This is a genomic window from Mesorhizobium sp. B3-1-7 (assembly GCF_006439385.1).
Classification (GTDB): domain Bacteria; phylum Pseudomonadota; class Alphaproteobacteria; order Rhizobiales; family Rhizobiaceae; genus Mesorhizobium.
In genome coordinates, this window is record NZ_VFTL01000040.1 from 33098 (window position 1) to 53254 (window position 20157).

The 20157-nt window shown below is 64.0% G+C and carries 21 protein-coding genes; 12 read left to right on the forward strand and 9 right to left on the reverse strand.

Translation table 11 applies throughout. The features are described from left to right. The first annotated feature begins 80 nt into the window (after positions 1-80). The 4 genes from FJ417_RS27400 (at position 81) to FJ417_RS27415 (ending at position 5999) form a co-directional block, all read left to right on the forward strand. A complete protein-coding gene (locus FJ417_RS27400; RefSeq protein WP_140705813.1) occupies positions 81-821 on the forward strand; it encodes a pyridoxine 5'-phosphate synthase in 741 nt (246 codons plus the stop codon). Positions 822-994: 173 nt separating this feature from the next. Continuing rightward, positions 995-2821 (forward strand): potassium transporter Kup, encoded by a 1827-nt coding sequence (locus tag FJ417_RS27405; protein WP_246687559.1) that lies wholly within the window; start codon positions 995-997, stop codon positions 2819-2821. Positions 2822-2968: 147 nt separating this feature from the next. Then, positions 2969-4885 (forward strand): potassium transporter Kup, encoded by a 1917-nt coding sequence (locus FJ417_RS27410; RefSeq protein WP_140644240.1) that lies wholly within the window; start codon positions 2969-2971, stop codon positions 4883-4885. A gap of 73 nt (positions 4886-4958) precedes the next feature. Then, positions 4959-5999: an aldehyde reductase gene (locus tag FJ417_RS27415; RefSeq protein ID WP_140785581.1), complete on the forward strand. Its 1041-nt coding sequence runs from the start codon at positions 4959-4961 to the stop codon at positions 5997-5999. Between the two features lie 38 nt (positions 6000-6037). Here the strand turns inward: FJ417_RS27415 and FJ417_RS27420 are convergent, their stop codons facing one another. Beyond that, entirely contained in the window at positions 6038-6931 is an 894-nt protein-coding gene (locus FJ417_RS27420; RefSeq protein WP_140785582.1) for an SDR family oxidoreductase, read from the reverse strand. 168 nt (positions 6932-7099) lie between these two features. Here FJ417_RS27420 and FJ417_RS27425 point away from each other — a divergent pair, with 168 nt between their 5' ends. After that, entirely contained in the window at positions 7100-7507 is a 408-nt protein-coding gene (locus tag FJ417_RS27425; protein ID WP_140705807.1) for a helix-turn-helix domain-containing protein, read from the forward strand. Between the two features lie 73 nt (positions 7508-7580). Next, complete coding sequence (locus tag FJ417_RS27430; RefSeq protein ID WP_140785583.1) at positions 7581-8810, forward strand: NAD(P)/FAD-dependent oxidoreductase; 1230 nt, start codon at positions 7581-7583, stop codon at positions 8808-8810. Here the strand turns inward: FJ417_RS27430 and FJ417_RS27435 are convergent. Continuing rightward, positions 8764-9483 (reverse strand): glutathione S-transferase family protein, encoded by a 720-nt coding sequence (locus tag FJ417_RS27435; RefSeq protein ID WP_181183311.1) that lies wholly within the window; start codon positions 9481-9483, stop codon positions 8764-8766. The two genes, FJ417_RS27430 and FJ417_RS27435, sit on opposite strands and share 47 nt — an antisense overlap. Before the next feature lies 1 nt (position 9484). Continuing rightward, positions 9485-9790, reverse strand: coding sequence for a Rieske (2Fe-2S) protein (locus tag FJ417_RS27440; protein ID WP_140785585.1), 306 nt, complete (start codon positions 9788-9790; stop codon positions 9485-9487). Positions 9791-9886: 96 nt separating this feature from the next. Between FJ417_RS27440 and FJ417_RS27445 the strand changes: the two genes are divergently transcribed. After that, on the forward strand, positions 9887-10342 hold the full coding sequence (locus tag FJ417_RS27445; RefSeq protein ID WP_140785586.1) for a MarR family winged helix-turn-helix transcriptional regulator: 456 nt from the start codon (positions 9887-9889) through the stop codon (positions 10340-10342). Positions 10343-10363: 21 nt separating this feature from the next. Here the strand turns inward: FJ417_RS27445 and FJ417_RS27450 are convergent, their stop codons facing one another. After that, entirely contained in the window at positions 10364-10795 is a 432-nt protein-coding gene (locus FJ417_RS27450; protein ID WP_181181586.1) for a DUF1772 domain-containing protein, read from the reverse strand. 121 nt (positions 10796-10916) lie between these two features. Here FJ417_RS27450 and FJ417_RS27455 point away from each other — a divergent pair, with 121 nt between their 5' ends. After that, positions 10917-11570, forward strand: coding sequence for a TetR/AcrR family transcriptional regulator (locus tag FJ417_RS27455; protein WP_140644258.1), 654 nt, complete (start codon positions 10917-10919; stop codon positions 11568-11570). Between the two features lie 25 nt (positions 11571-11595). After that, positions 11596-12615 (forward strand): ketol-acid reductoisomerase, encoded by a 1020-nt coding sequence (gene ilvC, locus FJ417_RS27460; protein WP_140644260.1) that lies wholly within the window; start codon positions 11596-11598, stop codon positions 12613-12615. A gap of 126 nt (positions 12616-12741) precedes the next feature. Here the strand turns inward: ilvC and FJ417_RS27465 are convergent, their stop codons facing one another. Together FJ417_RS27465 and FJ417_RS27470 are read right to left on the reverse strand one after the other, a co-directional pair. Beyond that, positions 12742-13026, reverse strand: coding sequence for a PilZ domain-containing protein (locus FJ417_RS27465; protein WP_140644262.1), 285 nt, complete (start codon positions 13024-13026; stop codon positions 12742-12744). A 184-nt stretch (positions 13027-13210) separates the two neighbouring features. Beyond that, positions 13211-13795, reverse strand: coding sequence for a BA14K family protein (locus FJ417_RS27470; protein WP_140655225.1), 585 nt, complete (start codon positions 13793-13795; stop codon positions 13211-13213). A 166-nt stretch (positions 13796-13961) separates the two neighbouring features. On the opposite strand from FJ417_RS27470, the gene FJ417_RS27475 reads away from it, so the two are divergent. After that, positions 13962-15074, forward strand: coding sequence for an endonuclease/exonuclease/phosphatase family protein (locus FJ417_RS27475; RefSeq protein ID WP_140644266.1), 1113 nt, complete (start codon positions 13962-13964; stop codon positions 15072-15074). A 5-nt stretch (positions 15075-15079) separates the two neighbouring features. After that, a complete protein-coding gene (locus tag FJ417_RS27480) occupies positions 15080-15796 on the forward strand; it encodes a hypothetical protein (RefSeq protein ID WP_140785603.1) in 717 nt (238 codons plus the stop codon). Positions 15797-15837: 41 nt separating this feature from the next. On the opposite strand, the gene FJ417_RS27485 is transcribed toward FJ417_RS27480, so the two are convergent. The 3 genes from FJ417_RS27485 to FJ417_RS27495 are packed head-to-tail and all read right to left on the reverse strand — an operon-like array spanning position 15838 to position 19050. Beyond that, the gene (locus FJ417_RS27485) at positions 15838-17055 is read right to left on the reverse strand and encodes an ABC transporter permease (protein ID WP_140785587.1); all 1218 of its coding nucleotides are present in this window, start codon (positions 17053-17055) and stop codon (positions 15838-15840) included. Further along, positions 17052-17759, reverse strand: coding sequence for an ABC transporter ATP-binding protein (locus FJ417_RS27490; protein WP_140785588.1), 708 nt, complete (start codon positions 17757-17759; stop codon positions 17052-17054). Before FJ417_RS27490 ends, FJ417_RS27485 begins: the two co-directional genes overlap by 4 nt. A gap of 4 nt (positions 17760-17763) precedes the next feature. Further along, entirely contained in the window at positions 17764-19050 is a 1287-nt protein-coding gene (locus tag FJ417_RS27495) for an efflux RND transporter periplasmic adaptor subunit (protein WP_140785589.1), read from the reverse strand. Between the two features lie 132 nt (positions 19051-19182). Here FJ417_RS27495 and FJ417_RS27500 point away from each other — a divergent pair, with 132 nt between their 5' ends. After that, on the forward strand, positions 19183-20085 hold the full coding sequence (locus FJ417_RS27500) for a PhzF family phenazine biosynthesis protein (RefSeq protein ID WP_140644273.1): 903 nt from the start codon (positions 19183-19185) through the stop codon (positions 20083-20085). Positions 20086-20157 lie beyond the last annotated feature (72 nt).

The following is a 20157-nucleotide window of genomic DNA, read 5'->3' on the forward strand; positions in this document are numbered from 1 at the left end:
ATCCCCTGGAACACCCGAAACCCTCTATCTGTTCCCCTTAAAGGCGTTATAGATGCCCGCCGATCCACTGGACCCAGTTCATGCCCGCCAAGCTTTCGGTCAACCTCAACGCCGTTGCCATGCTGCGCAACCGCCGCGACCTGCCATGGCCGAGCGTCACCGGACTTGGCCGCATCGCCCTTGCCGCCGGCGCGCATGGGCTGACGGTGCACCCAAGGCCCGACGAGCGGCATACCAGGCATTCCGACCTGCCGGAGATCAGGGCGCTGATAGACGACGAATTTCCTAGCGCGGAATTCAACATAGAGGGCTATCCGACCGAGGACTTCCTGGCGCTTGTCGAGAAGCATCAGCCCGAGCAGGTGACGCTGGTGCCGGACGACCCGGCGCAGGCAACCTCGGACCATGGCTGGAACTTCGCCGCCCAGGCGGCGTTCCTCACACCGATCGTCAAGCGGCTGAAGAAGGGCGGGTTCCGCGTGTCGCTGTTTTCCGACGCCGATCCGGATGGGGTGAACGCGGCTCGCGATACCGGCGCCGACCGCATCGAACTCTATACCGGTCCCTATGGCGGCTTCCATTCCGATTCCGCAAAGGCGGCCAAGGAGCTGGAAAGATTGGGAAAAACCGCTGACGCCGCATTCGCGGCCGGGCTTGGCGTCAATGCCGGCCACGATCTGACCGTGAAGAACCTGCCGGCATTGGCCAAGCGTATTCCGGCATTGGCCGAAGTATCGATCGGACATGGGTTGACAGCCGATGCGCTGGAGTATGGCATGGCCGGCACGATCGGACGGTTCTTGAAGGCCTGCGGATGGTAGGGCGCCTTGCGTAGTTTCGGCAGTCTTTGTGTGTCCCGCGCGATGCGGCGACCCCGGAGCGTGGCGAATCCGGTGAAGTGGGGTTTACGGTGCTAGCCAACACCAGCGAGACGGAATCCCTCGAACGTTCGGGCCATGCCGAAACCGAGCGGCAGCACAGCACCAAGGTTCTCATGCTTGGCGCGCTCGGCGTCGTTTATGGCGATATCGGCACAAGCCCGATCTACGCCTTCCGCGAGGCGCTGCATGCTTCGTCGAGCTCGGTTGCCCGCCATGACGTGCTCGGCGTGCTTTCGCTGATCGTCTGGGCGCTCACCATCATCGTCACGATCAAATATGTCGCCTTTGTGCTCAGGGCCGACAACAAGGGGGAGGGCGGCACGCTGTCGCTGATGTCGCTGGCGCGCAGCGCCTACCCACCAGGTTCCAAGCTCATCCTGGTGATCGGCCTTTGCGGCGCGGCGCTGTTCTTCGGCGATTCGATCATCACGCCGGCGATCTCCGTGCTGTCCGCGGTCGAAGGCCTGGAAGTGGTCACGCCGGCGCTCGATGCCTATGTGGTCCCGATCACGCTGGTCATTCTGGCCGTGCTTTTCTCCGTGCAGCGCTTCGGCACGGGCAGAGTGGCGGCGGTGTTCGGACCTGTGACGGCGACATGGTTCGTAGCGATCGGCGCGGCCGGCCTCTATCACATCGTCGACGATCCATCCGTCTTCCTGGCGATCAACCCGTATTACGCGATCTACTATCTGGCCACCACGCCGACAGGCGCCTTCGTCACCGTAGGCGCGGTGTTCCTGGCGGTTACCGGTGCCGAGGCGCTTTATGTCGACCTGGGTCATTTCGGCCGCAAGCCGATCGTGATGGCCTGGTTCGCAATCGTTTTCCCTTGCCTGCTGCTGAATTACTTCGGGCAAGGCGCCTTCGTGCTTTCGCATGGCGGCAAGCCGACCAACCCGTTCTTCCAGATGCTGCCCGAATGGGCGCTGATGCCGATGGTCGGCCTGGCGACGGCGGCCACCGTCATCGCCAGCCAGGCCGTCATTTCCGGCGCCTTCTCGCTGACAAGGCAGGCCGTGCAGCTCAACCTTCTGCCGCGCATCGAGGTGCAGCACACCTCCGAGATGCAGAGCGGCCAGATCTATATGCCCAGGGTCAATCTCCTGGTCGCGCTCGGCGTGATGCTCCTGGTCGTCGGTTTCGGTAGCTCGAGCGCGCTTGCTTCAGCCTACGGCATTTCGGTAACGGGCGAGATGCTGATGACGACGATCCTTTTGTTCGTGGTGATGCGCTGGCTGTGGAAATGGCAGGTTGCTGCTGCTTTGGCGCTGGCAATGCTGTTCGGCGTCATCGATCTCGGCTTCTTCTCGGCCAATGTCGTCAAGATCGTCGAAGGTGGCTGGGTGTCGATCACTGTCGCCTGCCTCATGGGCCTGATCATGTGGACCTGGATCCGCGGAACCCGCTATCTTTTCGACAAGACGCGCCGCAACGAGATCCCGCTCGACTTCCTGGCGGCAAATCTGCTGAAGAAAAAACCGCAGCTGGTCTCGGGCACCGCCGTGTTCCTGACCAGCGATCCGCTGAGCGCGCCGACCGCGCTGATGCACAGCCTTAAACATTACAAGGTGCTGCACGAAAAGAACGTCATCCTCTCGGTGGTGACGGCGCCGCAACCGGTGGTGCCTGACAGCGAGCGCGTCAAGATGGAGACGGTCAACGAGCTGTTCATGCGGGTGACGCTGACCTTCGGCTACATGGAACAGCCCAACATTCCGCGCGCCCTGGCCATTTGCCGCAAGCAGGGCTGGAAGTTCGACATCATGACGACGTCGTTTTTCCTGTCGCGGCGCTCGCTGAAGGCATCGCCCAATTCCGGCATGCCGGTCTGGCAGGACCGGCTGTTCATCGGCCTGGCGCGCTCGGCCGCGGATGCGACCGAGTATTTCCAGATTCCGACGGGGCGCGTGGTGGAGATCGGCACGCAGGTAGCGATCTGACAGCCTCGATCTGCGCCGGATGAAGAAGCCCGCGCGTACCATATATTGAAAGCCCTGCGTCGGCGGCATGGGAGCCCTTACGTCGGGGCACTTGATATTGCACCGCAGCAAGCGTAGAGCACCGCGCGTTTTATCGGAGTGTCGTCCATGGCCCTTGCCAATGGTGCTGAGGCAGAACCCGTCGACCAATCGAGCCATCCCGAAATAGAGCAGCACAGCACCAAGGTGCTGATGCTGGGCGCGCTCGGCGTGGTCTATGGCGACATCGGCACCAGCCCGATCTACGCGTTTCGCGAAGCGTTGCATGCTTCCTCGGGCGGCGACGTCGCCAACCGCGCCGACATTCTGGGCGTGCTGTCGCTGATCATCTGGTCGCTCACGATTACGGTGACGATCAAGTACATCATGTTCGTGTTGCGCGCCGACAACCGCGGCGAGGGCGGCGTGCTGTCATTGATGGCGCTGGCGCGCGGTACCTTCCCGACACGCTCGGCGATCGTGCTGGGCATCGGTATCGTGGGTGCATCGCTGTTCTTCGGCGACGCGGTTATCACGCCCGCCATCTCGGTGCTGTCGGCGGTCGAGGGCATGAATGTCGTCACGCCTGCCTTCCAGCCCTATGTTGTGCCGCTGACCCTTTTGATCCTTGCGATGCTGTTTGCTGTGCAACGCTTCGGCACCGGCGGCGTGGGCCTGGTGTTCGGCCCGGTTACCGCCGTCTGGTTTCTCGCGATCGGCCTGTCCGGTCTCAATCACATCATCGACGACCCGGAAATCCTGTGGGCCATAAGCCCGCATTACATCGTGGCCTTCTTCATCAATTCACCGGATGTGTCTTTCGTCACGGTCGGCGCCGTCTTCCTGGCGGTCACCGGCGCCGAGGCGCTCTACGCGGACCTCGGCCATTTCGGCCGCAAGCCGATCGTGCTGGCGTGGCTGGCGATCGTGTTTCCCTGCCTGCTTTTGAACTATGCCGGGCAGGGCGCCTTCGTGCTTGCCAAGGGCGGGACGGTCGGCCATCCGTTCTTCGAGATGAACGAGGGCTGGGCGCTGATCCCGATGGTGGTGCTGGCGGCGGCGGCGACGGTCATCGCCAGCCAGGCGGTGATCTCCGGCGCCTATTCGCTCACCCGGCAGGCCGTGCAGCTCAACATGCTGCCGCGGCTGGAAATCCTGCATACGTCGGAAAAGCAGTCCGGCCAGGTCTACATGCCGCGCGTCAACATGCTGATCGCGCTCGTCGTCATGATGCTCGTGGTCGGCTTCGGCGAATCCAGCAAGCTCGCCTCGGCCTATGGCATCTCGGTGACCGGCAACATGCTGGTGACGACGACGCTGCTGTTCATCGTCATGACGCGCATCTGGAAATGGAACATCTGGCCGGCCATCGCGCTCACCGCGGTGTTTGCCCTGATCGATATCGGCTTCTTCGCCTCCAACATCGTCAAGGTGTTCGAGGGCGGTTGGGCGTCGCTCGCGGTCGCCTTCGCCATCATCCTTGGCATGTGGACCTGGGTGCGCGGCAGCCGCTATCTGTTCGACAAGACCCGCCGCAACGAGATCCCGCTCGATTTCCTGGCGGGGAACCTTCTGAAGAAGAAACCGCAACTGGTGTCCGGCACCGCGGTGTTCCTGACCAGCGATCCGTTGAGCGCGCCGACCGCGCTGATGCACAGCCTCAAGCATTACAAGGTGCTGCACGAAAAGAACGTCATCCTGTCGGTGGTGACGGCGCCGCAACCGGTGGTGCCCGACAGCGAGCGCGTGAAGCTGGAGACGGTCAACGAGTTGTTCATGCGCGTGACCTTGACCTTCGGCTACATGGAGCAGCCGAACATCCCGCGCGCGCTGGCGATCTGCCGCAAGCAGGGCTGGAAGTTCGACATCATGACGACGTCGTTCTTCCTGTCGCGGCGCTCGCTGAAGGCGTCGCCCAATTCCGGCATGCCGATCTGGCAGGACCGGCTGTTCATCGGCCTGGCGAAAACGGCGGCGGACGCGACGGAGTATTTCCAGATTCCCACCGGGCGCGTGGTGGAGATTGGCACGCAGGTCGCGATCTGACAGACTGCGCCGCATAGGCTGACGTCCCGCAATTGCGGATGGAAGACGCAGTTGCTTTCGAAAGAGGCGGGGCATGAGCGACGGGTTGGTGCTTGTGACCGGCGGGTCCGGCTTCCTTGGCGCTCATTGCATCCTATCGCTTTTGAACGCGGGCTACCGCGTGCGCACGACGGTGCGCTCGGCCAAGCGCGAAGCCGATGTTCTTGCCATGCTGAAGGTCGGCAGCGCCGAGCCGGGCGACGCGCTTTCCTTCGCTTATGCCGATCTCATGAGCGACAAGGGCTGGCCCGAAGCGGTTGCCGGATGCCGATATGTCTTGCACGTCGCTTCGCCCTTTCCGCCCGGCGTGCCGAAACACGAGGACGACCTGATCGTTCCGGCCAGGGAAGGGGCGTTGCGCGTGCTGCGCGCCGCCCGCGATGCCGGCGTCGAACGGGTCGTGCTCACCTCGTCCTTTGGCGCCATCGGCTATGGCCAGGTACCGGTTCCCGGCCATCCGTTTACGGAAGAGAACTGGACCGATCTGTCGCAGAAGGTGAGCGCCTACGTGAAATCGAAAACGCTGGCCGAGCGTGCGGCCTGGGATTTCATCGATCGCGAAAGCGGCGCCTTGGAATTGGCGGTCGTCAATCCGGTCGGCATCTTCGGGCCGGTCCTGGGGCCGGATCATTCGACCTCGACGGACTTCATCAGGCGTCTGATGGATGGCGAGATGCCCGGCCTGCCGCGCATGGTGTTCGGCGTGGTCGACGTGCGCGACGTCGCCGACCTGCATCTGCGCGCCATGACCAACCCCGCCGCCAGGGGCGAGCGGTTCCTGGCCATCAGCGGCGACTTCATGACGATGCTCGAGATCGCGCGGACGCTGAAGGCGCGGCTTGGCAACGCAGGATCGCGTATTACGACGAGGGAGCTGCCGGACTGGCTGGTCCGGATCGTCGGCCTGTTCGACGGGCAAGCGGCCCAGATCGTGACGGAACTGGGCAAGCCGAGAAACGCCACGAGCGCCAAAGCCATGCGCCTGCTCGGCTGGACGCCGCGATCACGCGAAGACGCGCTTGTGGCGACCAGCGAGAGCCTGATCCGGCTCGGATTGCTCAAGAAAACGAAGTGAGGCGCGCCGGGGGACGGCTTCCCCAGGCGCGCCAGACTTCAGCCGAGCAGGGCAGCCTTGTTCGTCTCGAGGAACTGCTTCAGCGTCCGCGGCTTGCGGCCAGATAGTTTTTCGACGGCATCGGTCACCTCTGCAATGCGGCCGGCGCGGGTGTTGGCGTCGAAGGAGACGATGATGCGGGCGAAATCTTCGGGAACGCCGGCCGCTTTCACCCCTTCGGTCAGCGCCTCGTCCGGCAGTTGGATGACTTCCAGCGGCTTGCCGGTGACTTCGCTCACCAGAGCGGCGATCTCGCCCACGGTATGGGCCTGCGGACCGGTCAGCGTGTAGATCCTGCTCTCTTTCGTGCCGGAAGCGAGGCCGGCGGCAATGGCGGCCGCCATGTCGTCGCGCGCGCCATGTGCGATGCGTCCGTCGGCGGCCGACGTGTACCACTTGCCCGACGAAATGGCATGCGGAAGCGACATGAACAGGTTCTCCTGGTACCAGCCGTTGCGGAAGATGGTGTAGGGGATGCCGCTCGTCTTGATCGCCTGCTCGGTGCCGTAGTGGTCGCCGGCGAACAGCACCGGCGAGCCGGGCTCCGGATTGGGCATCGAGGTGTAGAGCAGATGCGAAACGCCTGCCGCCTTGGCCGCCGCGACCGCGGTCTCATGCTGCTTCAGGCGCCGGCCGGTTTTGAGGTCAAGGTCGCCGGTCGAGATGATCAGCACCTTGTCGGCGCCGCTGAATGCCTTCTCGAGCGAGGCCTTGTCGTTGAAATCGGCAGCCCTGACGGTAACGCCCCGCGCCGCGAGATCCGCGAGGTTTTCGGGATTGCGCGTGGCGGCGATGATGTTTGCCGGCGCAATTTTCTGCGCTTCCAGCAAGTGATCGATGACGGCGCGGCCAAGCTGGCCGGAGGCACCGGTGACGAGGAGTGTTTCGGTCATGGGAGGTTCCTGAATTGCGCCGATTGGCGGGTGCTGTGGTAGTCTCAAAAAGAGACCAGCACTAAAATAGGAATTGACCTCAAGCCGTAAAGAAGGCAGTTTTTCGGGAGGTAGGCACGGCGAGGGAACCACCCCGGCCGGCCGAAATTTCGACCAGCGGATGTCGCGATGGACAGCAAGATCTTCAATCTCAAAGCCAAGCTCGAGATCTATAAGGCCATGACGAACGGCGCCAATTTCGCCGACTGTCCGGTCCGTGACGTGATCCAGGGCATCAGTGGCAAATGGAGCTCGCTGCTGGTCATGGCGCTGGCCGAGAAGCCCTATCGGTTTGGCGAATTGCGACGGCTGGTTCCCGACATCTCACAGCGCATGCTGACACAAACGCTCCACGACCTGCAGCGCGATGGTTATGTTCATCGCGAAGTGTTTCCGACCAAGCCGCCGAGCGTGGAATACAGCTTGACCGATCTTGGGCGCTCGATGTTCGCACCCCTGCAGATGCTGATCCAGTGGGCCGAGCTCAACCATGACGCGGTGCGCGCGGCCCGCGCAGCTTTCGATGCCCAAACTTGATGGGCGTCAAAGCGCCAGCTTGATTTGACGATACTGGTGGGAGATTGTCGCGCCGGCTTGGCTTGGGCGGGCGATGAGCAGATCTTACGACATAGCGATTGCCGGTGCCGGGCCGGCCGGACTGGCGGCAGGACTCTATCTCAACCGGGCAGGGCACAAGGTCACCATTTTCGAGCGTTTCGACGCGCCGAAGCCCCTCGGCTCCGGCCTCATCCTGCAGCCGACCGGGTTGACCGTGCTCGCCGATCTCGGCCTGCTCGCCGAGATTCTTTCGCTTGGCAGCCGGATCGAGCGGCTGCACGGCACCGACGCCGGCAGCGGCCGCACTGTGCTCGAAGTCCGCTACGACGCGCGGCGCGGCCGCCGCTTCGGCCTCGCGGTGCACCGGGCGGCGCTGTTCGGCGTGCTCTACCGTGCTGCCTTGCGCGAAGCGATCACCATCGAAACCAATGTCGAGGTCGGGACGCTGGAGGCGGCCGAGCGCGCGACGCTCGTCTGCGGCAACGGCAGGCGGCTCGGCCCATTCGACCTTATCGTCGATGCCAGCGGCGCGCGCTCGAAGCTGCGGCACTATCTTGGCGATGCCGCGATGCCGCGGCCGCTCGCCTATGGGGCATTCTGGGCGTCACTCGGCTGGCGCGACGGCTTCGACGAACGCGCGCTGCTGCAGCGCTACGACAAGGCAAGCGTTATGGTCGGCGTGCTGCCGATCGGCCGGCCGGAGCCCGGCGCGGAAGACATGGCGGCGTTCTTCTGGAGCCTCAAGCCGGCCGACGCCGAACAGGTGAAGGCGAAGGGGCTCGACGCCTGGAAGGCGGGGGTGGTTTCGGTATGGCCTGAGTGCGAGGTTTTCACCAGTCAGATCGACAGTTTCGAGCAGCTCTCGCTCGCCCGCTATGGCCACCACACGATGACGCTGCCGGCCGGCCGACGGCTTGCCGTCATCGGCGACGCCGCTCATTCGACCAGCCCGCAACTCGGGCAAGGCGCGAACATGGCGCTGCTCGACGCGGCCGCGCTCAGCCATGCGCTGGCGCGGACGAACGGCATCGACGGCGCGCTTGCGACTTATGCAAGCGCGCGCCGTTGGCATGTGCGCGTCTTCCAGGCGCTGTCGCTGTCGCTGACGCCGTTCTACCAATCGGATTCCGCGGCCTTGCCCTTTGTCCGCGACCGCATGGTGGCGGCGCTTGCGAGGATTCCGCCGGGGCCGCAATTCCTCGCCGCCATGGTCGCCGGCACGGTGATCGACCCGTTCAGGCGGATCGGACTTGCGGAGTTGCAATGGCCTGCCGCTGGATGATCCCAGACAGATAAGATTGCTTTGCCAGAAGGAAGGCGTGCAGCCGCCGCGGATAGTCCGGGCCGACGGCTTCCTTCACTGACCGGCGTTCGCTCAAGGCCTCGCGCCAGGCTTGGACGAGCGGCTTGCCGTCGAGGATGCCGAAATCGCCGATGCGGTCGAACGTATCGAAATAGCGGAAGACCGGCCCGTAAACGGCATCGACCAGCGAGAATCGATCGCCGGCGAACCACGGACCGCTTTGCCTTGCAGACAATTCTGCTTCCAGACGTGCAAACATCCCGGACAAGCCTCTGCTTTCATCGAGGAAAGCAGCTTCGTCGGCAGCGGAGTAGAAGCGGCCGATGGCGTTGAGGATGGCCGAGCCGAATTCGATCCAGGCGCGATGCCTGGCCCGCGCCAGCGGATCGGCCGGGTGCAAGGGATTGGCCTCTGTCTCCTCGAGGAGTTCGAGGATGACGGCGGATTCGAAAATCACATCCTGCGCATTGCCGTGCCGGACGCGCAGCAGCGGCACCCTGCCAAGCGGCGAGATCGCCTTGAACCAGTCGGGTTTGTTGGAGAGGTCGACATCGACCCGCTCGAACGGCACGCCTTTTTCGGCAAGCGCAATCGCGGCGCGCTGGACGTAGGGGCAGAGATGATGGCTGACGAGGGTGAGTCTGCCGGTCATCTCACTCTCCCCAGACATAGTTGAGCGCGCCATCCTCGACGCGGGTCGACAGGAACATCAGGCGTGAGCCTTTCGGCGCCGGGCCTTCCAGGCGCTCGCCGCTTGCCATGTCGAATTTCGCGCCATGCCACTGGCAAACGAAAGCGCCGTCCTTGCAGTCCAGCGGTCCGCCGAAATGCAGGCAGATATTGGCCGCGGCGCGGATGCGCTCGCCGCTGCGCCAGACATGGACCTCGCGGCCGAAGAAAGGCGCAATCAGGCTGCCGGTTTGCGGAATGTCGGCGATCTTGCAGATTTCATGTCTCATCGGTTCTCTCCATATAAATGCATTTGCATCTATATGGATGCGTTTGCATCGATCGTCAAGCTTGATGCAATTGCATCTATCGCTTAGGCTGGCCCGATGACGAAAACATCACCATCACCCGAAGCCGTCATCGCCTGGGCGCGCCTGATGCGCGTCTCGCGCCAACTGGTCGAAAGGACCGAGGGTGCACTGAAAGCCGGCAGGCTGCCGCCGCTCGCCTGGTATGATGTGCTGCACGAGCTTGCGGAGGCGGGCGAGGGGGGGCTGCGACCGTTCGAGCTGATGGATCGCGTTCTCTTGGCACAGTACGGCGTTTCAAGGCTTCTGGCCCGGCTCGAGGCGGATGGGCTGGTCGAAAAGCTGCCCGTCTCAGACGACGGCCGGGGCCAGACCGTACGCATCACGCCAAGCGGTCGGGACATGCGCCGCCGCATCTGGACCGTCTATGGCGCTTCGATCGCGGAACTCATGGGCGACAGGCTTTCCGCCAAGGAACTGGGGATGCTTGCCGGGTTGCTCGGGCGGCTGCGCGATCCGCCGGTCGCGGACTGAAATCCATGAGCCGACCAGCTTTCAGGGCAGGCGCAAGGCCCATAGAAATGCGATCGTCGCCAGCGCGCCCAGCGCGACACGGACCAGATGCATCCCGCCCCACCTGACGATCAATGACCTCGCCTGAGAATTGGGGGCCTCGACATCCATCGCCTCCAGCATCCGGTTCGTCGGCATCATCACTAGCAGCGTCCATGGCCAAGGCAGAATGATGAACAGCGCACCGGCAAGATAGGCTGACGCGCCGGTCAGCCACCAGGCGATCAGGCCGAGAATGCAGGCTACCATGGCAATAGAGGCCTGCATGGCGGCCCCGCGCTTATAAGAGGGCTGCCATTCGCGCAGCAGCGCCTGGTCATCGAGGCCAAGCCGCGCCGGCTGCTCCGCGACGCTGACATAGACAGCGGCGCCGGTGAAGGCGGCGGCTACGGCCAGGGCGAGCAGACCGACCAGCATCTTATCCCTCCGGTAAGGAAATGGAAAATAGGGCTTGCATGACTTCGGGCAATACGGCATAGAAGCCGAACCGTAACGTACGGTACGCATCGGTCTTGTCGACGTATCGAGGGCAAACGTGTTGCACAGCGTGCAGGATATCGACAACAGCGAAGCGCTCACCGAGCGCCAGCAGGCCGTTCTGGAGGCGGCACTTCGCCTTTTGGTCGAAGAGGGCGACAACCTGACCATGACGGCGGTGGCGCGGCGGGCAAGCTGTTCCAAGGAAACGCTCTACAAATGGTTCGGCGATCGCGATGGACTGCTCAACGCCACGGTGCAATGGCAGGCGTCAAAGGTGCGTGTCGCGGCCGTCGACCGTGAGAGACTGGATATCGGTTCGCTCACGGCGAGCCTGGAGCGCTTCGCTTCAGATTGGCTGAAGGTTATCTCCAGCGACACTTCGATCGCTCTGAACCGTGTGGCAGTCAGCCATGCCGGTTCCGGCAAGGACGATCTCGGCGCGATCGTGCTGCAGAATGGCCGCTTCGCTCTTGCCAAGCGCCTGAAGCCGGTGCTTGAAGCCGGTCTGCAGGCCGGGCTGCTCGATTTCGAGGACGCCGAGACGGCGTTCAGAACCTTTTTCGGTCTGGTCGGCCGCGACGTGCAGATACGTCTGCTGCTCGGCGACCGGGTGGAATTGACTGGGGCGACGATCGGCGGCGATGCCGCGCGCGCGACGCAACAGTTTCTCGCTCTCTTCGGAGCAAAAACCGGGCCACTGGCCCTCTGATCTTCAAAACGGGAAGGAACACCAAATGCGTGTCTATTACGATCGTGACGCCGATCTCAATCTGATCAAGGGCAAGAAGGTCGCCATTATCGGCTATGGCAGCCAGGGCCGGGCGCATGCGCTCAACCTCAAGGATTCCGGCGTCAAGGAAATCGCCATCGGTCTCAAGGCCGGCTCGGCGACCGCCAAGAAGGTCGAGGCCGACGGCCTCAAGGTGATGAGCGTGGCGGACGCCGCCAAGTGGGCCGACCTGATGATGATGGCGACGCCCGACGAATTGCAGGCCGACATCTACAAATCGGAAATCGCCCCGAACATCCGCGATGGTGCGGCGATCGCCTTCGCGCACGGCCTCAACGTGCATTTCGGCCTGATCGAGCCGAAGGCCTCGGTCGACGTCGTCATGATCGCGCCGAAGGGCCCGGGCCACACCGTGCGTGGCGAATACCAGAAGGGCGGCGGCGTGCCGTGCCTGGTCGCCGTCAACCAGGACGCTTCGGGCAACGCGCTCGATCTGGCACTATCCTACGCCTGCGGCGTCGGCGGCGGCCGTTCCGGCATCATCGAGACCAATTTCCGCGAGGAATGCGAGACCGACCTGTTCGGCGAGCAGGTGGTGCTGTGCGGCGGTCTGGTCGAGCTGATCCGCGCCGGTTTCGAGACGCTGGTGGAAGCCGGCTACGCGCCGGAAATGGCCTATTTCGAGTGCCTGCACGAAGTGAAGCTGATCGTCGACCTGATCTATGAAGGTGGCATCGCCAACATGAACTACTCGATCTCGAACACCGCCGAATGGGGCGAGTACGTCTCAGGCCCGCGCATCATCACCGCCGAGACCAAGGCCGAGATGAAGCGCGTGCTGAAGGACATCCAGACCGGCAAGTTCACCTCGGAATGGATGCAGGAATACCGCGCCGGCATGTCGCGCTTCAAGGGCATCCGCCGCAACAACGACAGCCACCAGATCGAGGAAGTCGGCGCCAAGCTGCGCGCGATGATGCCGTGGATTTCCAAGAACAAGCTGGTCGACAAGGCCAAGAACTAAGAAGCCTGCGCCAATTCCACCCTGCCGGCTATCGGCAGGGCGAATTGTCATCAGGCTTCCGGTTGCTGCAGCTTCAAGCCGGCGGAGAAATCCGCCGGCTTTTTATTACGCAAGGTGGACGCGATTTCAGCCGTAGTGCCAGTGCGGCTTGGGCTCGGTGTCGGTGAACTCGACGCCGATGCGATCCTCACGGCGCCAGCGCACCACTGCCTTGTAGCCGATGCCGTTGACCGGCACATAAAGCAGGAATTCGTCCGGCACGCGCGCATCGATGGGCACTTTCAGCTCGGCGCCGTTCGCATGCATGTTGCGCACCGTGCATCTCACCTCGGAATTGTTGATGCCAGTCAGGATCGCCGCGCCTTTCAGCACGCGGTGCCTGTGTTGGTTTCTGTGTTCGTTTTCGGCCATGGCGGGCACGTCCTGCAACCTGGTCCTGCGAGTCGTCGTGTTGGGGGAGATCGGCATGAATGGATAGAAGCCGCCAATGAATTTAGCGTTATCGCCCGTCGTAGCCACCCGTCGTAGCCACAGGTTGCGGCAAAATAAAACGACGCCCGCGAAGGGCGCCGTTTCATCATTCCTGCCGACGAGCTCAGATATAGGGCGAGATGCACTGCCGGCGCGGACCGTAGTTGGGCCGGAACGTATTGTCCCAGGCCCGATAGGACCGGTAGCGGTCGTAGCACCAGCGGACATGCGCGCTGGACAGCCGCCCGGTCCGGTAGATGCGCCGCGGCTGAGCGTAACGCGGATAGGGATCGTAATAGTAGGGATCGTAGTAGTTGCCATAGGCCATGCTGCCCAAGCCAAGGCCGAGGCCCAGCCCCAGGATCGCCGCGTCGCCGCCGCGGAAGTGCCGGCGGTGGTGGTGCCGCCAGCGCCAATCGCCATCGCCATTCCACCTGCCGCCGTCCCAGTTGCGCGAGAAGTGTCGATTGCCGCCGCGCCACCTGAAGTCGCCGCCGCGATTACGCCAACGCCAATCCTGGAAGCCGCCCCTGTTGTTGTTGCCGCCGGCCCAGCTGTCCCGGACCGGAATGATCTTCGGCGCGGCGGTATTCGTCGCGACGCCGAGATCGGGTTGCAGGATCGGTCCGGCGACCGATGGCGCCGTCACGCCGGTAACGAGGCCCAGGACCAGAAGCCCGGATCTCAGGGAAGAAAAAAGCGGTTTCATTTCACTCTCCAAGGAGTAAAGGCCCCACGCCCAGCACACCCCGGGGAAAGGCCTATTGTTGGAACTTTCCGTCTGAACGGAGGATGAACGGAAAGGTTCCATCAACCATGACGAGTATCGGCCTGGCCCTTGTTTTCGCCCTCGCTTGCAGGCAAAGGTCGCGGCCATGTCGCTGCGCCTCGCCACCTTCAATGTCGAGAACCTGATGAACAGGTTCGATTTCTCGGGCTACCGCAACCAGCTCAACGAAGACCGCACGCTGGCGCTCTTCGACATCCAGAGCGAGGCCGAATACCGCATCCTCGAGCAGGCCCGCGCGATCGCCCAGTCCGACGACACCCGCCAGTTGACGGCGCTCGCCATCGCGGCCACCCGCGCGGACGTCATCTGCATGCAGGAGGTCGACAATATCGAGGCGCTGAAGGCCTTCGAATACGGTTATCTGTTCAAGATGGTCGGGCGGGGGTACCGGCAGAAATACACCACCGCCGGCAACGATACGCGCGGCATCGATGTCGCCGTGATGATGCGCAACGAAACCGCGCAGGGGCAGCCGATCGAATTCTCGCGCATGACCAGCCACGCCTATGTCACTTTCGAGCAGTTCGGGCTGTTCACGCCGGAGCTCGCCGGGCTCGGCTATCTCGCCAATGAGCGTATCTTTCGCCGCGACTGCCTGGAGATCGACCTGCGGGTCGGCGGCGCGCCGTTGACGCTCTATCTCGTGCATTTCAAATCGATGGGCCCGCCGCGCAACGGGCTGGACGGCCGCGAGGCGTCGATGCCGCTGCGCATCGCCGAGGCGCAGGCGGTGCGCCGTATCATCGAGGAGCGTTTCGGCAAGGACCATGCCGCCGACAAGCGCTGGGTGGTCTGCGGCGACCTGAACGACTACCGGCAACGCGTGAAGGTCGACGGCGATGCCATCGATGGCTACCGTTTCGAGGTTGTCGACGAAGCCCGGTCCTCGATCGACGTGCTTACCGCCGGCGGCTTTTGCGAGAATGTCGTCGAACGGCGGCCGGAGATGGACCGCTGGAGCTTCTACCACACGCGCGGCCCGGAGGAGCGGCATCTCTGCCAGCTCGATTATATCCTGCTGTCGAAGGCGCTTGCCGCGAAGAACGCCACCGCCGTTCCCGACATCATCCGCAACGGCCAGCCCTGGCGCACCATCTTTCCGCCCGGACAGGAGGTCGAGCGTTTCCCGCGCGCCGGCTGGGACAGGCCGAAAGCGTCGGACCACTGCCCGGTGGCGATCACACTGGACATGGCGTGACCGTCTTGAGTTTCGACCTGCCGCGCAATGTCATCCTGCCCGTCGATGCGGTCGACGTCCGTCTCGATACCGGCCCGCATCCCTTCGCGCTGAGCAATGCGGCGGCGATCGCCGAGAACTGGCGGCAGGAAACAGCAGCCAATCCGGCCCTGTTCGACGGCACCGTGGTGCTGCTTTCCGAGCTTGCCTACCGGGACGGCCGCCTCGCCGGCCGCTGCCATGCGGTCAACTATTCGACCTTCCTGCTGTGGCGCAAGCGGCGCGAAATTTCCGGCGCCGAACATGCCTATGCACATGCCATGCTGGTCGCAGGCGACAATGCGCTGGTGGCGATCCGCATGGGGCCGCACACCGTCAATGCCGGCCGCGTCTATTTCGCCGCCGGCTCCTTCGAGCCGATCGATTTCCGCGACGGGCTGGTCGATGTCGACTTCAACATGATCCGCGAGGTGGGGGAAGAGACCGGGCTCGACCTGTCGGAGGCCGAGCGTGGACGGCACTATCACGCGCTCTCGACGCCGAGCGGCACGGTGATCTTTCGCCGTTACCGGGTCGCCGAGCCCGCCGACGAGTTGGCACGGCGCATTACGGCCTTCGTCGCCACCGAGACGGACCCGGAGATCGAGGGGCCGGTGATCATCCGCCACGCCGGCGATCTGCCCGACGGGTTGATGCCGCATATGAAGCCGTTGATCGAGTGGCATTTCGCCGGCCACGACTAACCACGCTGGACGTCCGGACGTCAGCAGTCGCTGTGATCTGGCTATTCGTGCCGGAGCGCGTCGATCGGATCGAGGCGGGCGCCGCGCAGCGCCGGGAAGAAGCCGAACACCATGCCGATCAGCGCCGAAAAGCCGACGGCGAGCAGGATGACGGCGGGGCTCGGCGCGAAAGGTATCGTCAACGCCATCGAGGCGAGGCCGGCCAGCGACAGCCCGATAAGGATGCCGATGATGCCGCCAAAGAGCGACAGCACCGTCGCCTCGACCAGGAACTGGATGAGGATGTGCTTCTCATGCGCGCCGATCGCCAGCCTGATGCCGATCTCGCGCGTGCGTTCGGTGACCGAGACCAGCATGATGTTCATGATGCCGATGCCGCCGACCAGTAGGCTGACGCCGGCGACGGCGCCCAGCATGCCGGTCATGGTGGTGGTGGCGCTGGTCATCGCATCGGCGATCTGGGTCATGTCGCGGATGGCGAAATCGGGATCGCGGTCCGGCGTGATGCGGCGCATGTCGCGCAAGATGTCCTCGACGCGCGGCTGCAGCTCGGTGGTCGGCGTGCGGTCGTCGGCGGCGATATAGATGTTGTCGATATCGCGGTTGCCGGCGATGCGCCGCTGATAGGCGTGCAGCGGCATCAGCACGACATTGTCCTGGTCCTGGCCGAAGCCGGTATAGCCCTTGGGCTCGAGCAGGCCGATGATCTTGCAGGAGGTGCGGTTGACGCGGATGATCTCGCCCTCCGGATCGCCGGCGCCGAAGAATTGCTGGCGCACGGTTTCGCCGATCAGGCAAACGCCGGCGCCGGCGCGCGTTTCGGAATCGCTGAACGGCCGTCCCGATACCAGTTTCCAGTCGCGGGCGTCGAGATAGGCGCTGTCGGTGCCGGTGACGCCCGAGGTCAGGCTTTCGGTGCCGAAGATGACGCGGGCCTGCTTTTGCGAAGCAGGCGAAATCGCGCGCGCGCCGCTCAGATGCGCAACGAGCGCGATGACATCCTTTTCGGCCAGCGGCCGCACCGCCTGGTCGAGACCTCCCGGTCCGCCTGGTCCCGCGGGCCGGCCGGCGCGAACGACGAGAAGGTTGCTGCCAAGCTTGGAAATGTCGGCCTTGACCTTCTCGGTGGTGCCGGAGCCGATGGTGAGCATGGCGATGACGGCGGCGACGCCGATGACGATACCAAGCAGCGTCAGGAACGAGCGCAATACGTTGCGGCGGATCGAGCGCAGCGAGAGGCGGACGGTCTCCCAGATCATGCCGCTTCCTCCGCTTTCAAGGTATCGGAGGCGACATGGCCGTCGAGGAAACGGATGGTGCGGCCGGCATAGTCCGCGACGTCGGCCTCATGCGTGACCATGACGATCGAGAGCCCGAGCTCGGCGTTGAGCCTGGTCAGCAACTCCATGATTTCGTGCGTGCGCGCGGTGTCGAGATTGCCGGTGGGCTCGTCGGCGACGAGCAGCGTCGGCCTGGTGACGATGGCGCGGGCGATCGCCACGCGCTGTTGCTGGCCGCCCGAGAGCTCGGCCGGGGTGTGGTGCTCGCGCCCGACAAGCCCGACCTCGGCCAGCGCCTGCATGGCAAGGTCGCGGCGCTCGCGCGCGGCGACGCCGCGATAGATCAGCGGCAGCTCGACATTTTCCGCGGCGGTCGTGCGCGGCAGCAGATTGTAGCCCTGGAAGACGAAGCCGACATAGAGGTTGCGCAAAAGCGCGCGACGGTTGCGGTCGAGGCGGCCCGCGTCGAGGCCCATGAAGGAGTAGGTTCCGGCCGTCGGCGTGTCGAGGCAGCCGATGATGTTCATCGCCGTCGATTTGCCCGAGCCGGAGGGGCCCATGATGGCGACGAATTCACCTCTGCGGATGGCGAGATCGACGCCGGCCAGCGCATGCACGCGGGCTTCGCCCTCGCCATAGCTTTTCCAGACCTTGTCGAAAGTGATGAGCAGGGGAGCCGACATGTCGTCAGCTTCGCTGCTGCACGCCGGTGATGACTTGCGCGCCCTCGTCGAGGCCGGACGTGATCTCGGTCAACTCGCCGTCGGTCGAGCCGATCTTGACGTTGACCGGGTGCGGCCGGCCGTTCTCCAGCACGTAAAGCGTGCGCGACCCGTCGGTCGGGGCTTTCGTTGCCTCGCGCTGCCGGTTGGGACGGCCCATGCGGCCGGTGAACAGGTCGCTGAAGCTCCAGCCGCGGGCCTGCTGTTGCATCGGACGATAGCGAAAGGCGGTCGAGGGGACGGTAAGCACGCCCTTGGCCTGCCGGGTCACGACCGATACCGTGGCCGTCATGCCGGGCCGCAAGAGAAGCTCGCCATTGTCGACTTCGAGGCGCGCATTGTAGGTCACGACGCCATCGGTGGTGACCGAGGCGTAGGAGATATCGCGGATCTCGGCATCGAAGGGTCGGTCCGGGAAAGCGTCGACCGTGAAACGGGCATGCTGGCCGGGCTTAACCTGGCCGATATCGGCCTCGTCGACCGCGGCCTGCAATTCCATGTTGCGAAGGTCGGCGGCGATGACGAAGAGCACGGGCGCCTGCAGCGAGGACGCGACCGTCTGGCCGGGATCGACCGAGCGCGTCAGCACGATGCCGTCGATCGGCGCATAGATGGTGCTCTTGGCGAGATCGGTCTGCTGCGCCTTCAGGTCGGCCTGGGCAATGGCGAGATTGGCTTCGGCGCTGTCGAGCGCTGCCTTGGAACGATCGCGCGTCGCGGTCGCCGCCTCGAGCGACTGGTCCGTCGCCATGCCGCGCTTGGTCAGCGCGTTCGCGCGCACAACCGCGTTCTCGTTCTCCTGCAAGGTGACCTTGGCGTCCTCGACGGCGGCGGCCGCAGCCTTGGCGGAGGCGGTGGCGCGTTCGATCTGGACCTCCAGCTTGGCGGTGTCGAGCGTCGCCAGCACGTCGCCCTTCTTGACCTGCTGGTTTTCATTGGCCGCGACCGAGCGGACGATGCCGGAAAGCTCGCTGGAGATGTCGACCTGGGTCAGCGGCTGCAGGGTGCCGGTGGCCGATACCTCGACGGTGAGGTCGGCGATCGCCGCAGGCACGGCGGTGTATTCAATCCTGGGGGGTGCGGCGGCATACCATCGATAGACGGCAATGGCCGCGGCGACGATCGCTATCGCCAGCATCGCATAAAGCCAGAAGCGGCGTCGCTTGCGGCTTACGCCCTTGCGGTCGAGCCCGAGCGCGGCCTCTATGGAAGTACCGGATTCCGCGTTTGGCGGATTGACAAGCTGGTCCACGCCGGACCCCTATGCTGAAAATCGATGTCCCTATCCGTGCACAAATCAGGCCTTAAGGTTCGAATTTCAAATTAAATTTCCCTCATGTTGGGATTGAGGCAGAAATTCGAGGCGAGGTGAAAGGTTTTCTCCATGGCGCGCAATTACTTGCTTTACGATGTGTTTACCACCGAAAGGCTGGCCGGAAATCCGCTTGCCGTGGTGCTCGACAGCGATGGGCTCGACACTGCCGGCATGCAGGCGATCGCGCGCGAATTCAATCTTTCCGAGACGGTGTTCGTGCTGCCTGCCGACAATCCAAAGCACCGCAACCGTATCCGCATCTTCACGCCCGACTACGAAATGCCTTTCGCCGGGCATCCGACGGTCGGCTCGGCGATCGCGCTTGCGGAACTCGCCGGGGAGGCGGCCGGCATCTTCGTGCTGGAGGAGAATATCGGGCCGGTGCGTTGCGCGGTGAGCAAGCATGACGGCTCGACCTTCGCCGAGTTCGATCTGGCGAAACTGCCGGAACCGCTGGAGCTCAAGGCCGACCCGGAAGCAATCGGCGCCGCGCTCGGGCTTGCCCCGCACGAGATCGGCTTCGAGAATCACCGCGTCGCCTTCTGGTCTGCCGGCGTGCCTTACGTGACCATTCCGGTCGCGGACCTTGAAGCGGCAGCCAAGATCAGGCTCGATAACCAGGCGTGGTCGGAACTTGCGCCGCGCAAGAGCGACTGGGCCTTCGCCAGCCCCTATGTCTACTGCCGCGAGCGGGTCCATCACGACAGCGCCTTCCATGTGCGCATGATCGTGCCCGGCACGCCTTCCTACGAGGATCCGGCCACGGGTTCGGCCGCGGCGGCCTTTGCCGGCGCCATCATGCATTTCGACGCCCCGACCGACGGCATCTCGCAGCTCTGGATCGAGCAGGGGCTGGAAATGGGCCGGCCGTCGCGCATCCGCCTCGAGCTCAATGTCGATGGCGGGAAACTGGCCTCCGCGCGCATCGGCGGCCATGCGATCAAGATGGCTGAAGGCAAGCTGTTTGTCTGACGCCTGCGGCCTTTTTTGAGCTGGTATGATCTTTTCCGAAAACCGGAATCCACTTTTCGGGTTCATGCCATG